The sequence below is a fragment of the Mesorhizobium waitakense genome (assembly GCF_056431085.1).
Map to the genome: position 1 here is coordinate 12272 of NZ_JBWKME010000162.1, position 14934 is coordinate 27205.

At 62.2% G+C, this 14934-nt stretch carries 11 protein-coding genes; 3 read left to right on the forward strand and 8 right to left on the reverse strand.

Annotated features, from left to right (window positions below; translation table 11 throughout):
• Positions 1-357 precede the first annotated feature (357 nt).
• Positions 358-1095, forward strand: coding sequence for a transcriptional repressor LexA (gene lexA, locus AC07FD_RS30760; protein ID WP_095081425.1), 738 nt, complete (start codon positions 358-360; stop codon positions 1093-1095).
• Here the strand turns inward: lexA and AC07FD_RS30765 are convergent.
• On the reverse strand, positions 1089-3551 hold the full coding sequence (locus AC07FD_RS30765; protein WP_478352909.1) for a ComEC/Rec2 family competence protein: 2463 nt from the start codon (positions 3549-3551) through the stop codon (positions 1089-1091). The genes lexA and AC07FD_RS30765 overlap by 7 nt on opposite strands.
• Positions 3552-3653: 102 nt before the next feature.
• Between AC07FD_RS30765 and gltX the strand changes: the two genes are divergently transcribed.
• On the forward strand, positions 3654-5078 hold the full coding sequence (gltX, locus tag AC07FD_RS30770; protein ID WP_478352910.1) for a glutamate--tRNA ligase: 1425 nt from the start codon (positions 3654-3656) through the stop codon (positions 5076-5078).
• A gap of 184 nt (positions 5079-5262) precedes the next feature.
• Positions 5263-6591, forward strand: a complete 1329-nt coding sequence (gene gltA, locus AC07FD_RS30775; protein WP_095081430.1) for a citrate synthase — start codon at positions 5263-5265, stop codon at positions 6589-6591.
• Between the two features lie 31 nt (positions 6592-6622).
• Here the strand turns inward: gltA and lpxB are convergent, their stop codons facing one another.
• From lpxB to rseP, 7 genes are all read right to left on the reverse strand, one after another.
• Complete coding sequence (gene lpxB / locus AC07FD_RS30780; RefSeq protein ID WP_478352911.1) at positions 6623-7798, reverse strand: lipid-A-disaccharide synthase; 1176 nt, start codon at positions 7796-7798, stop codon at positions 6623-6625.
• Entirely contained in the window at positions 7791-8708 is a 918-nt protein-coding gene (locus tag AC07FD_RS30785; protein ID WP_478352912.1) for an LpxI family protein, read from the reverse strand. Before AC07FD_RS30785 ends, lpxB begins: the two co-directional genes overlap by 8 nt.
• A complete protein-coding gene (gene lpxA, locus AC07FD_RS30790; protein WP_478352913.1) occupies positions 8680-9513 on the reverse strand; it encodes an acyl-ACP--UDP-N-acetylglucosamine O-acyltransferase in 834 nt (277 codons plus the stop codon). Before lpxA ends, AC07FD_RS30785 begins: the two co-directional genes overlap by 29 nt.
• A 13-nt stretch (positions 9514-9526) precedes the next feature.
• Complete coding sequence (gene fabZ / locus AC07FD_RS30795; RefSeq protein ID WP_095081436.1) at positions 9527-9994, reverse strand: 3-hydroxyacyl-ACP dehydratase FabZ; 468 nt, start codon at positions 9992-9994, stop codon at positions 9527-9529.
• Positions 9987-11045, reverse strand: coding sequence for a UDP-3-O-(3-hydroxymyristoyl)glucosamine N-acyltransferase (lpxD, locus tag AC07FD_RS30800; protein WP_478352914.1), 1059 nt, complete (start codon positions 11043-11045; stop codon positions 9987-9989). Before lpxD ends, fabZ begins: the two co-directional genes overlap by 8 nt.
• 75 nt (positions 11046-11120) lie before the next feature.
• Positions 11121-13490, reverse strand: a complete 2370-nt coding sequence (bamA, locus tag AC07FD_RS30805) for an outer membrane protein assembly factor BamA (RefSeq protein ID WP_478352915.1) — start codon at positions 13488-13490, stop codon at positions 11121-11123.
• A gap of 217 nt (positions 13491-13707) precedes the next feature.
• The gene (gene rseP, locus AC07FD_RS30810; RefSeq protein WP_095081442.1) at positions 13708-14850 is read right to left on the reverse strand and encodes an RIP metalloprotease RseP; all 1143 of its coding nucleotides are present in this window, start codon (positions 14848-14850) and stop codon (positions 13708-13710) included.
• Positions 14851-14934: the final 84 nt, after the last annotated feature.

A 14934-nucleotide genomic window follows, 5' to 3' on the forward strand; every position in this document is an offset into this window, starting at 1 on the left:
AGGCAAAGGCGAAATGGGCAATTTCCTCCCGCCAAAGTTGGCATTTTGGTTCCCTTTCGTTCACGGGAGCCACGACCGGTGAAGTGAACCGAGCCCTCTTGTCGAGCTCCAGCGTTAGCCGAGGCCAAGCCCGACACAGGGTGGGCCACAGGCCATTAACCATAGCAATTTCAATCCAACAAGCGCTCGGCGGTGGCAGGCAAGCGTCGATGCGACCCACTGCCGGGGCGCCGAATAATTTCAGCCGCCTTAACAAGTTCATTAAACTTTAAACGGTTGCGGAACACAACTGGAACAGATAGTGTTTGTTCTGGGTTTGTTTTTCCGATTCTGGTTTTGGGTAACCTGGGGGCTGCCATGCTGACGCGCAAACAACACGAACTGCTGATGTTCATTCATGAACGGCTCAAGGAAAGCGGCATTCCGCCATCCTTCGACGAGATGAAGGAAGCGCTCGACCTTGCCTCCAAATCCGGCATCCACCGGCTGATCACGGCGCTGGAGGAGCGCGGCTTCATTCGCCGCCTGCCCAATCGGGCGCGCGCGTTGGAAGTGCTGCGGCTACCGGATTCGATCGCGCCAGGCCTCAACGCGGCAAAGAAGTTCTCGCCAAGCGTCATCCAGGGCAGCCTCGGTCAAGGCGGCCTTGGCCGGCAACTCAAGCCTGCGTCTTCGCGGATGCCTTCGGCCGGCAATGACGACGACGTGGTTTCCGCCGTGTCGATCCCGGTCATGGGACGCATCGCGGCCGGTGTGCCGATCGACGCCATCCAGCACCAGACGCATTCGATCTCGGTGCCGCCGGACATGATCATGGGCGGCGAACACTATGCCCTGGAGGTCAAGGGCGACTCGATGATCGAGGCCGGCATCTTCGACGGCGATACCGTCATCATCCGCAACGCCGATACAGCCAGCCCGGGTGAGATCATTGTGGCGCTGGTGGATGAAGAGGAAGCGACGCTGAAGCGGTTCCGCCGCAAGGGTGCCTCGATTGCTCTCGAAGCCGCCAACCCGGCCTATGAAACCCGCATTTTCGGACCGGACAGGGTCAAGGTGCAAGGCAAGCTCGTCGGGCTGATCAGGCGCTACTGAGCAGGGCTTGCGACCGGCTTTTCGGGTTTGCGGTAGGGTGGCAGGCCCCTCGCCTCGCGCGAAAACTTGCGCTGCGTGTGCCAGGGCCGGTATGGGCTGTCCACCGCGAAGCTGATCGTCGCAGGCGTGATCGCCGATTGGCGATCGAAGAAGACGGCCGCGCTACCCTTGCGGGCCAGTTGTCGCTTGGTGATGACGAGCACCAGCGGATTGTGACAGGGGTCATAGGCCGTGGCGTCATTGATGACGATCAGGTCGGCGAAGCCGCAGGCCATCCAGGCGTCCTTTCGGTCTTCGACATGCGCGATGATCGCACCAGACGGATGCTTGGCGAGACAAATGCCTGATGTGCAATAGAAAGGCGCGCCCGACGGCAGCTCGGCGGCATCGGCTATCTCGAATTGCCCGTCTCCTTTGCTGAACACCTCCGGCATGACGATGGTTTCGGATGTCAGCGCGCGTTTCCAGTTGTCGACCGTGAATTCGTTCGGGCGTGCCCGGCTGACGGCGAGTTCGCCACCCCCGATCGGCAGCGCAACCAGCCGGGCGTCCTCCGAGATCAGCACGTCCGGTGCGCGCGTGTCCGAGACGGTCAACAGGCCGGCAAGCGCGAACGGAAGGGCTGCGAGCCGTAGCCATGTCGTGGCCATCGTCGCGATGACCAAGGCAATCGCCACCAGCAGGACGGACTGCTGCGAAATCAAACCGACCGCGTCGACCGGCGAGCGCTCGGAAATCCATCCGGACATAGCGATCATCACCGTCAGGCCTTTGCCCATCACGTAAAGAAAGGGACCATCTGCGCCAAAGGGCATCGCCAGTGCACTGAGGACGGCGAAAGGCATCACAACCAACGAGACGATTGGCATGATGGCGAGATTGGCGAACAGGCTGAGCGGCGACACCCGCTGAAAATGCCAGATGGCAAACAGCGCCGTGGCAGAGCCGGCGATGATGGAGGTCATGGCAAGGCCGCCCATCGCCGACAGGAATTTTCTGGTGAGAAAGTCAGGCAGAGATCGCCGTGGCGGCGGCGGTTTCGTTTTCGCCGCACGATGATCAGACCAGCCGGCATAGGCACCGACCAGCGCCGAGGTCGCCGCGAACGACATCTGGAAACTTGGGCCGACCACTTCATGCGGCGACACCGCAATGACCGCGATCGCCGAGATCGCCAGGTTGCGCATGGTCAGCGCCGCCCGATCAAACAGCACGGCAATCAGCATCACGGCCAGCATGATGAAGCTGCGCTCGGCGGCAACGACGATGCCTGAGATCACGAGATAGGCGGCGATCGAGACAAGTGCGGCGGCGGCCGCGTATTTCTTGACCGGTCTGCGCGCGGAAAAGTCAGGAAACAGGGCGAAGGCGCTGCGCATCAGCATCATGATGGTGCCGGCCACCAGCGCCATGTGCAGCCCTGAAATGGAGATGACGTGGTAGATGCCGGTGCGCCGCATCGCTTCGTTGATCTCATCGGGAATGCCGGCGCGCACGCCGACGATCAGCGCCGCGGCGATCTCGCCTTCGGCGCCACCGACACTGCCCCTGATATGGTCGGCGATGGCTTCGCGGGCATTTTCTATCCCCGAGGCAAGGCGGGCCGAAGGCGGCATGTCGTCGTCATTGCCGGCGACAAGCTTCGGATTGCTGAGGAAAAACCCGCTGCCGCCGATGCCGGCGAAATAGCTGTCGAAGGAGAAGTCGTAGCTGTCCGGCCGCACCGGGCCGGTGGGCGGCAACAGCTTGGCGTAGCCGGTGACCAGGGAGCCTGCGGTTATCTCTGCCGGGATCTTTCGTGCCGAAAGCCGAACCCGCTCTGGTGCATAGCGCAATTTCGGCCTGGCGGTCGACGTCACGTCGATGGTCAGCCGGATGCGGCCGGTCTCCATTCGGTCAAGCGAGACGACGCGGCCGGTCACTTGAGTCGAGATTTCCGAACCCAGCATCTGCGTTCCCGCCCGCCATGTCTCGACCTTGCCGGCGAGCAGGCCGAGCGTGCACAGCAGCGCAGCCATGAAACACAGATGGGTTTTCGGCCTGGAACGCGAGACGAACGCGCAGAGCCCCGTCAGAACGACGACCGCGACAGGCTTTGCAAAATCTGGTTCCACCGTCAGCGAAAAATAGCCGATCGCTCCGATCGCCAGGCAGACCGGCACCAGCAGGAAGGCTACGCCTCGATCAAGCTCCAGGCCCGCTGCCGTGGCCACGCTGTGCCGCAGCCGAGGCAGCGATATCCGGCCGATTTGCCGGCGCACGCGCACGATCCTGCCGGCTTCGGCAACAGGGACGGGGACGGAGACATCCGCTTGCAACGGCGGGTTGCCGGGGTCCGGCAACATGGGTGATGGCGGTGGCAACGTAGTCGGCAGCGGCATCGCAAACAGGGACCGTTCGCTGACGCCAATAGCGGCGTCCTCGCCCTGATCCGAGCCCCGGCCCCGTCCAGCCATCGGGTCTGCCCCTTGCGCCCTCGACACCCTATGCTACATGAACGCGCAATGCGCGAAAGTCCATGCAACCACACCCCGCTTCAGATGGTTTCCGAGAGTTTCATGTCCGACAAGGTCGTCACCCGTTTTGCCCCCTCGCCCACCGGTTACCTGCACATAGGCGGCGCGCGCACGGCGCTGTTCAACTGGCTGTACGCAAAGCACACTGACGGCACGATGCTGCTGCGCATCGAGGACACCGATCGCGAGCGCTCCAACGATGCCGCGACCGCAGCCATTCTCGACGGGCTTTCCTGGCTCGGCCTCTCCTGGGATGGCGAGGCCGTCTCGCAGTTCGAGCGCGCGCCGCGTCATCGCGAGGTGGCCGAGGAGCTCGTGCGCATGGGCAAGGCCTACTACAGCTATGAGACGCCTGCCGAGCTCGAGGCAATGCGCGAGGCAGCACGCGCCAAGGGCCTGCCGCCCCGCTATGACGGCCGCTGGCGTGACCGGGACCCCTCCCAGGCGCCCGCAGGCGCCAAGGGCGCCATCCGCATCAAGGCGCCGACCGCGGGCGAGACGGTGGTGCACGACCGTGTCCAGGGCGAGGTGCGCTTCCCCAACAAGGATCTCGACGACTTCATCATCCTGCGTTCGGACGGCAACCCGACCTATATGCATGCCGTCGTCGTCGACGACCACGACATGGGCGTCACCCACATCATCCGCGGTGACGACCATCTGACCAACGCCGCCCGCCAGACGGTGATCTACGACGCCATGGGCTGGGACGTGCCGTCCATGTCGCATATCCCGCTGATCCACGGCGCCGATGGCGCCAAGCTGTCGAAACGGCACGGTGCGCTCGGCGTCGAGGCCTATCGCGCCATGGGCTACCTGCCGGAGGCGTTGCTGAACTACCTGGCGCGCCTCGGCTGGAGCCACGGTGACGACGAGATCATGTCGATCAAGGACATGATCTCCTGGTTCGACATCGGCGATGTCAACAAGGGCGCCGCCCGCTTCGACTTCGCCAAGCTGGAGGCGCTGAACGGCGTCCATATGCGCCGCATGAGCGATGCTGAGCTGTTCGACATCTTCATCGCCACCCTGCCCTATCTCGAGGGGGGGCCGGCGATGGCCGCGCGCCTCGACGACAGGAACAAGGCGCAGCTGCTGGCCGCGCTGCCCGGCCTGAAGGAGCGCGCCAAGACACTGGTCGAACTTGTCGACGGCGCCGCCTTCCTGTTTGCCACCCGGCCGCTCCCGATCGACGACAAGGCGGCACTGCTGCTCAATGAAGACGCGCGCAAGATCCTGCGCGGCGCTCACGAAGCTTTGACGACCCTGTCAGGTGACTGGACGGCCACTGCGGCTGAAGCCGCGGTGCGCGACTATGCGCAGGCCGGCGGCCACAAGCTTGGCGCCGTGGCCCAGCCTTTGCGCGCCGCCCTGACTGGCAAAAGCACCTCGCCGGGTGTGTTCGACGTGCTTGCGGTGCTCGGCCGCGAGGAAAGCCTGGCGCGCATAGCGGATCAAATCGATTAGGAGCGAACTGGCCCAAGAAGATTGGCATTGAAAGGCGCGTTTCGCAGTGCAACATTGGGCCCTGGCCCAATCTGGCACGCACCTCCTAGAATGCGGTGGCGAATACGCGCATTGCGGTGATTTCGACGTGTCGCTCTGCGGAATTTTGCCTTTGCCGGCATGAGGAAACAAGAAGGAGTTTGCAATGACCGAAGCTGCGAAAAAACTGGATTTGGGCGGCAACACCCACGAGGCCACGGCAACGCTTGAATTCGCCGGCAAGACGCACGAGTTCAAGGTGCGAAGCGGCTCGGTCGGGCCTGATGTCATCGACATCGCCTCGCTCTACAGCACCACCGGCGCCTTCACCTACGATCCCGGTTTCACTTCGACCGCAAGCTGCGAGTCGGAGATCACCTTCATCGACGGCGACGCCGGCATCCTCTTGCACCGCGGCTATCCGATCGACCAGTTGGCCGAACACGGCGACTTCCTCGAGGTCTGCTATCTCCTGCTCTATGGCGAATTGCCGACCAAGGCGCAGAAGGACGATTTCGATTACCGCGTGACGCGCCACACCATGGTGCACGAGCAGATGTCGCGCTTCTTCACCGGCTTCCGCCGCGACGCGCACCCGATGGCCGTGATGTGTGGTGTGGTCGGCGCGCTGTCGGCCTTCTACCACGACTCCACCGACATCTCCGACCCCTATCAGCGCATGGTTGCCTCCATGCGGCTTATCGCCAAGATGCCGACGATCGCGGCGATGGCCTACAAATACCATATCGGCCAGCCCTTCATTTACCCGAAGAACGAGCTGAACTTCGCCGCCAACTTCCTGCATATGTGCTTTGCCGTGCCGTGCGAGGAGTACAAGATCAATCCGGTGCTGGCGCGCGCCATGGAGCGCATTTTCATCCTACACGCCGATCACGAGCAGAACGCCTCGACCTCGACCGTGCGTCTTGCCGGCTCATCGGGTGCCAACCCCTTCGCCTGCATCGCAGCCGGCATCGCTTGCCTGTGGGGCCCGGCCCATGGCGGTGCCAATGAAGCGGCGCTCAACATGCTTGGCGAGATCGGCCATGTCGACCACATCCCGGAATTCATCGCTCGCGCCAAGGACAAGAACGACCCGTTCCGGCTGATGGGCTTTGGCCACCGCGTCTACAAGAACTACGATCCGCGCGCCAAGATCATGCAGAAGACGGCGCATGAGGTGCTGGGCGAGCTCGGCATCAAGGACGATCCGCTGCTCGATATCGCCATGGAGCTGGAAAAGATCGCGCTGACCGATCCCTATTTCATCGAGAAGAAACTCTACCCGAATGTCGACTTCTATTCCGGCATCACGCTGAAGGCGCTGGGCTTCCCCACCACGATGTTCACCGTGCTGTTCGCGGTCGCCCGCACCGTCGGCTGGATCGCGCAATGGAAGGAGATGATCGAGGACCCGCGCCAGAAGATCGGTCGTCCGCGCCAGCTCTATACCGGTGCGCCGGAGCGTGACTACGTGCCGATCGCCAAGCGGTGATCGGGGCTTTCCGGATTGAGAAAGGCGCCCGTCAGGGCGCTTTTTTTATGTGACGAAGCACGACGCCCGCCGCGATCTCGCCGGACGGCTTGTCGGTCGCCATGCGCCGGGTAATCTCGGCAAAACCTTGCTTCTGCCAGGCGCGCATCCCGCTGTCGGCGAGCAGCGCTTCCAGTTGCCGGGTCAGATTGTTCGGCTTGACGTACTCATTATAGAATTCCGGGACCAGCGCCCGATCCGCGATCAGGTTGGGCAACAGCGCCGACCAGACGGACAACAGGTAAGGCGCCACGACGCGCGCGACGGGATCGAGTCTGTAGCAGGAGACCATCGGCACACCGGCCAGCGCCAGCTCCAGCGATACCGTCCCCGACGCGATCAGCGCCGCATCGGCCTTGCCGAAGGCCTGCCATTTGCGTTGGGGATCAAGGATGATCTCGGGTTTCTCATCCCACCGTGTGACCGAGGCCCTGACGAGGTCGGCGACATGCGGGACGGTCGGCAGCAGCAGCCGCAGGCGATGCCCGCGCGCATGCAGCATCGACACCGTCTCGCCGAACGGCTCGAGCAGCCGTCGCACCTCGCCGCGCCTCGAACCAGGTAGGACGAGCAGTGTCTTGACGCGATCCGGAGAAGCAAGATCGCGCGGCAGATCCTGTGCCTTGGCAGCACCGAGCACGCCTGCATCATGGGTGAGGCGATGCCCGACATAGGTTCCGGGCGGGCCGCCCAGTCGTTCGAGTTCCTTCACCTCGAACGGCAGGATACAGAGGATATGGTCGACATAGGGCTTCATTGCCACCGCCCTGCCCGGCCGCCATGCCCACACGCTCGGGCAGACATAGTGGATGATCGGGATCGACGGATTGGCCGCACGCACCTTCCTGGCGACGCGCAACGAGAAGTCCGGACTGTCGATGGTGACGAGGCAATCTGGCTTCTCGTCCGCAATGGTTTTGGCCAGCTGGTCGATCCGCCGCATCAGGCGCGGCAGGTCGCGTAGGATGGCGCTGAAACCCATCAGGGCGATCTCGCCGGCATCGAATGGCGACGCCAGTCCCAGCGCCTGCAAATGGCGGCCGCCGAGGCCGACGAGCTGCACCTCGCGCCCGGTAGCCTGCTTGAGCGAACGCACGATGTCGGCGCCGAGCAGATCGCCGGACTCTTCGCCGGCAACAATCGCAATCTTCAATGCCCTGTCAGGCATGATGCGGCTCCGTAGCGGCAGGCAGACCGATGACGAACAGGCCGAGGCCGTTGGCACGAGCGATGGTTTCAGGGCCTTCGAGAACCAGCGAACGTCCCGCCTCGACGGCAATGCCGGCAAGCCCGGCCGCATGCACCGCCTCGATCGTCTGCGGACCGATGGAAGGAAGATCCGCACGCAGTTCCTGGCCAGGCTTGGCGCATTTGACCAGCACGCCGCGGGTCTTGCCCGCGATACGGCCGTGGCTACGCAACAGCTTGGCGCGATCGAGCAATCCGGCAGTTCCCTCGATGCCTTCGAGCGCGATGGTGCGGCCACCGACCGCGATCGCCGCCTGGCCAATATCCAGCGCCCCTATCGCCTTTGCCGCTGCAAGGCCTGCCTCGATGTCGAGCCAGTCCGATTTGCGTGGCGAGGCCTTGGTCAGGACACCCTCCGCGGCGACGAGGTCTGGCACGATCTCGTGGGCGCCGACGATCTTTATGCCTCGTGCTTCGAGGCCTCGTGCCACGACCTTCAGCAAGCCATCGTCACCGCGCGCCAGCGCCATGACCACCAGCGGGATCACAGCGAGCAGGCTGAGACTGGGCCGCAGCGCAAGCAATCGTGGCCTGCGCTTGATCTCGCCCGCAAGCACCAGGTGGGTAATCCGGTGCCGCCTCAACAAGGGTATCAGCGAGCCGATACCTTCCAGAGCGAGGCTTTCATGCTCATACCGGGAGAGCTCCGCCATACGGTCCACCTCGCCTTCCATCAGGATGACGAAGGGCGGGTAGCCTCGTTGCGCCGAACTGGCCGCGACTTCGACCGGCAGGCTGCCGCCGCCGGCGATGATGCCGACCCTGGCGCCCGACGGGAGATCAAGACCGGCTGCCGCGGTCTCAGTCTTCGTCATCGACATCGTCGCCATCGCCGCCCTTGAGCGACGGCACCGCATAATGCCGCTTGCCGCGACTGGTGATGAAATCGACGATCTTCATGGCGGTCGGCGACGACGCGAATTCGGCCTTGGCGAATTCGATGTTCTCGCCAACGGTGCGAGAGCGATCGAAGATCATCTTGTAAGCCTTGCGCAGCACATGGATTTCGGACCTCGGCAGGCCGGAACGCTTCAGGCCAATGATGTTGAGGCCGCGCAGACTGGCGCGATTGCCAACCGCGATGGCATAGGGAATGACATCGCCCACGATCGCGGAGCAGCCGCCCAGAAAGGCATTGTCGCCGACACGGACAAACTGATGAACCGCCGTCAGGCCGCCAATATAGACGTTGTTGCCGACCTCGCAGTGGCCGCCCAGCGTCGCTCCGTTGGCGAACGTCGCATTGTCGCCGACGACGCAATCATGGGCGATGTGGGCGTAGGCAAGGAAATTGCCATTGTCGCCGATCGTCGTCTCGCCGCGGCTGGAATCGGTGCCGAGATGCATGGTCACGCCTTCGCGGATCGTACAGTTCTTGCCGATGACCAAAGTGGTGCGGCCGCCCTTGTGCTTGGTGTTCTGCGGCGGCCCGCCCAGTATCGCCATCGGATAGACCTTGGTCGAGGCACCGATGGTGGTCGCGCCCATCACCGAGACATGGCTGACCAGTTCGACGCCGTCGCCGATCACCGCATCGGCGCCGACATGACAAAACGGCCCAATGCGCACGCCTTGGCCGATTTGGGCGCCTTCCTCCACGACAGCGGAAGCATGGATAGATGTCTTGATTTTCATAAGCATTCGATCGTCAGTCGCTGGTGACCATCATGGCTGATATTTCGGCCTCGGCCGCCTTGGCGCCGTCGACCATGGCTTCACAAGCGAATTTCAGCAGGTTGCCGCGTTTCTTGATTTTCTTGACATGGATCCTCAACTGGTCGCCGGGAACGACCGGTTTGCGGAATTTGGCATTGTCGATGGTCAGGAAATAGACCAATGACGGCTTTTCAGTGCGCAGGCTGCGGATGCAGATGGCGCCGGCCGTCTGCGCCATCGCCTCGACGATGAGCACTCCCGGCATCACCGGCTGCTCGGGGAAATGGCCCTGAAAATGCGGCTCGTTTATGGTCACGTTCTTGATGCCGACGGCGGACTCGTCGCCATCGATGTCGACGATGCGATCGATCATCAGGAACGGATAGCGGTGCGGCAGGAGCTTCATGAGCCCCATAATGTCGACCGCTTCCAGCGTCGTCGAAGCGATCATGTCAGCCATTGCCTCCCTCGCCCTGTTTGCGGGTCCTGGCGAGCTTGCGCAGCATGGCTATCTCCCGCATGGCTTCCGCCATCGGCTGTGCCGGATAACCACCCCAGATCTCGCCTGCAGGGACATTGCTCATAAACCCACTTCTGGCGGCGAGCTTGGCCCCAGACCCGATGGTCAGGTGATCCGCAAGCCCGACGCCGCCGCCCATGGTGACATTGTCACCCACGATCACGGAACCCGAAATACCCGAAAGCCCGGCTATTATGCAATTGCGGCCGATGCGGACGTTATGGGCGATCTGCACGAGATTGTCGATCTTGGTGCCCTGGCCGATGATCGTATCGGACATGGCGCCGCGATCGACGGTGGTGTTGGAGCCGATCTCGACATCGTCCTGGATGACGACACGGCCGACCTGCGGCACGCGTTCGGGTCCCTTGGCGCCGCCGACGAAGCCAAAACCATCCTGGCCGATCCTGGCGCCGCCATGGATGATGACGCGGTTGCCGATCAAGGCATACTGGATGCTGGCGCCTGGACCGACATAGCCGTCGCGGCCGATCTGGCATGATTGTCCGATGACCGCGTTGGGCGCGATGACGGTACCGCCGCCGATCGAAGCACCCGGCCCGATGACGGCACCTGCCTCGATGACAGCACCAGTCTCGACATGCGCGGTCGGATCGATATGAGCATGCGGCGAGAGACCGGTTTCACTGGTCATTGGCCCCGGTGTCGCGGCCGTTGGAAAAAGCAGACGGCCGACCAGCGCGAATGCCTGTTGCGGGCGCGGATGAACGAGTACCGCGATGCCGGCCGGCGCCTTGCTGGCGAATTCCGCCGGACACAGGACCGCAGCCGCTCGCAATGACAGCATCAGCGCGGAATTGCGCTTGCCATCAACGAAAACGAGCGCATTCTCGCCGCCTTCATTGGCCGGCGCGAGCGCTTCGATCGAAACGTCGGATTGGCCGGAATCGACAAGCACCGAGCCGGTCAGATTCGCGACTTCGCCCGCCGTATACCGGCGTGATGGCGCGAAGAACACCGGATCGGTCATTCCAGAAGCTATATCCAGCTAGGTCGGAACATCTCTCCCGGACCTGAAAAATCCGGGAGCATCGTTGGCCGTCGATCAGAAGCGGGTCGATATGCCGAAATTGAACTCCTGCACGTTGTCGGTCGCTTCCTTCTTGACCGGGATCGCATAGTCGATACGGATCGGACCAAACGGCGATGCCCACATCAAGCCGAGGCCGACCGAGGCGCGCAGCCTCAGATCAGTCGAGGTCTGGGTGACAGCCACATTCTCGATTTGGGTGCCATAGAGCGTTGCAGCGTCGGCAAATACGGCGCCGCGCAGCCCAAAGCTTTCCGGAATGGCCGGCAGCGGGAACTGGGCTTCGGCCGAGGCGTTGAAATACGTCGTGCCACCGAGATGGTCACCCGTAACACTGTCCACAGGGCCGATGCCGCCATATTCGAACCCGCGGATCATGCGGTCGTTGCTCTGGAACTGATCGAAGATACGCAAACCGCCGTCGCCGCCATAACCCTCGACATGGCCTGCGCCAGCCGAGACGAGGCCAACCAGATCGAACTGCTCCGAGAGCGTCTGATAGACGCTGCCGCGCCCAGTCAGCTTCACGTACTTGGCATCGCCACCGAGGCCGGCAAATTCAGCCGTCGTGGTGGCGTAGATGCCTTCGTGCGGGTTCTTCATGTCGTCGATGGTGTTGTAGACCAGCCCCAGGCTGACCGACGACTTGATCCAGGGGCTTTCATCGATACCCTGGACGATCGCCTGCGAAACATCGCAGTCGCCCAGCACGCCGTCTCCATTGTCATCGCAACCGTCGTCGTACTCGTACTTTTCCCGTGCGATGTTGTACGCCAACTGCGTCGAGATGCTGTTGGTGATCGGCAGGCCGAAGCGCACCGTCGCACCCGTGGTCTCGCTATCGTAGTGATCGTAATTCCGGGTCTGTTGGAAGATATCGAAGCCGGCGGCGATGCGCCGTCCGAGGAAATAGGGTTCGGTGAAGGACAGGCTGTAGTCGCGCGAATTCTTGCCGCCGCCTGCTGACAGCTTGATAAATTGGCCGCGGCCGAGAAAATTGCGCTCGGTGATCGATCCTTCGATGGACGGACCCGCCGTGTCTCCACCGGTCGAGTAGCCGGCGCCGACCGAGAATTCGCCGGTCGATTTTTCGACAACATCGACCACCAGCACGACTTGGTCAGGCTGCGAACCTGGAACGGTCGAGATATCGACTTTTTCAAAGTAATTCAGGTTTTCCAGGCGCTTCTTCGCGCGCTGGATGAGAACTTGATTGAAGGCGTCACCTTCGCTGACATCGAACTCTCGGCGAATGACATAGTCACGCGTGCGGTCGTTGCCGCGGATCTCGATGCGTTCGATATAGGCTTTGGTGCCCTGGTCGATGGTGTAGACCACCGAAATGGTGTGGTTCTCGAAATTGCGGTCGCCGCGCGGCGTCACCTGCGCGAATGCATAGCCGGAACCGGCCACCTTCTCGGTCAGCGCGATGATGGTGTCCTCGACGTCCTTGGCATTGTAGACGTCGCCCTTGCGGGTCTCGACCACCGATTCCAGCGACTTCGAGTCGACTTCCGGGATCGTGCTTTCGACGCTGACATCGCCGAACGTGTAGCGGTCGCCTTCTTGGACGGTGATGGTGACCGTGTACTTGTTCGTCGCACTGTCGAGTTCGCCGACGGCGGACACGACCTGGAAATCGGCATAGCCGTGATTGTAATAGAAGCGGCGCAGCAGCTCCTGGTCGGCGCGCAGCTTGTCGTCGTCATAGACGTCGTCGCGCAGAATGAAGGAAACCCAGGACGAACGCTTGGTATTGATCACATCCGACAGGCGGCGGCTGGAATAGGCGCTGTTGCCGACGAAATTGATCGCCGCGATCTGAGTGCGGTCGCCTTCAGTGATGTTGAAGACGACGTTCACGCGGTTGTCGCCAAGCTGCATGACCTGCGTGGTCACAGTCACATCGTCGCGACCGATGCGCCTGTAGGCAGCCTTGACCGCCTCGACGTCGGAATCGAGCGTCGCCTGCGAAAACGTTCCGCGCGGCTTCAACTGCACCGCCATCTCAAGCGCGTTGTCCTTGAGCTTCTTGTTGTTCTGGAACAGCACCTGGTTCACGACCTGGTATTCGGCAACCTTGACCACCAGTGTCGAGCCGACCTGATTGATCTGCACATCCGAGAACAGGCCGGTGCCGAACAGCGCCTTGACCGCGCTGTCGATATCGGAGCTGGAGAAAGCTTTGCCCGGCTTGATGGTGATGTAATTGCGGATGGTTTCAGCGTCGATACGCTGGTTGCCGCTCACTTCTACTCTGCTGACGACAGCGGCTTCGGCCGCCGATGTGGCAACGAACTGCACTGCGAGCGCGCCTGGCACCACAAGGGCCGCAGACAGGGTCACCGCGGACGCGGCGCTCAGAAACTTGGATGCTGCCTTCATCGGGCTTAATAACCTTTTCTCGTAGTCCCCACGGCGAGAAAACCGGACGTGCGGTAATTTCTCCTACCGTATTAACCGGATTTTCCCTACACGCAAGGCTTCTGGTTAATTTGAATTTACTTAACCTTGCGGCGTGGCTTTCGCGTCACTCATATTCCCGGGCATGGTAAACGGCGTCTCAACAACGTCCATTCCAAAGCCAAATTTCTTCATGATTTCAGCATCCAAACAGATCGTTCCAGAAAACGAAACCCATGAAGCACAGCACCAGAAGCAACCCGGCCCGATAGGCCATTTCCATCATCCGATCCGACACCGGACGGCGAATGACGGCCTCCACCCCGTAGAACAAGAGATGGCCGCCGTCGAGGGGGGGAATCGGCAAAAGGTTCAGAAACCCGATGCCGACAGACAGCAGTGCAATCAGTTGCACGAGCCATTCGAACCCCAGTTTCGCTGCCTTGCCGGCCATGTCGGCGATCTTCACCGGGCCGCCCAGCTGACATTTGTCCTCACGCCCGACAACGAAACGCTGCAGGAACTGACCGGTGCGCTGAATGACATGCCCAGTCTCCTCGACTGCCGCTGCAACTGCCCCGATGGGCGTGTAGGTGACGAGGCGGGGCTGACCGAGTTCCTTGTTGTTGACGACGCCGATCACGGCAACCTTGACCTTGTTGCCGAGCGCGTCTTCCTGTTCCATCAACCGCGGCGCCGCGGTCACCGTGACCTCCTTGCCGTCGCGCAGCATGACGAAGGTGATGGTGTCGCCGGCACGGCCCGAAACCAGGCGTTGGACGTCGCCAAAGGTTTCGACCTTGCTGCCGTCGACGCTGACGAATCGGTCACCGGGCAGGATGCCGGCTTTCGCCGCCGGGCTGTCAGCGGTCACCTCTGCGACCATCGGCTCGGCGACATAGCGGCCATGGGAGGAAAACAACACGGTAAAGACGACGATCGTCAGCAGGAAATTGAACAGCGGCCCGGCGACCACCGTCGCCGCGCGCTTCCAGATCGGCTGCGTGTGAAAAGCGACCTTGCGCTCCTCCTCGGTCAGCGTCTCGATTTCTTCCGAAGTCGGCTGACTCGACGTGGCGTTCATGTCGCCGACGAATTTGACATAGCCGCCAAGCGGTATCGCGCACAGTTTCCAGCGCGTGCCGTGGCTGTCGCTGAAGCCGAAAAGTTCCGGACCGAAGCCGATCGAGAAGGCCTTGACCCCGATGCCACACCAGCGCCCGATGAGGTAATGGCCCATTTCATGGACGAACACGACCACGGTCAGCACAAAGAGGAACGGCACGAGCGTGCCAAGGACGAAGCCTTGTGTGCTGAAAAGCGCGTGAAGAATCTCGTTCAAGATAAACCCTCAAATTCTTCCGCGGCGCGGATAGAGCCGTGACTGTGGCATCAATCCAGGCGAATCCAAGGCGCGGCGCGCATC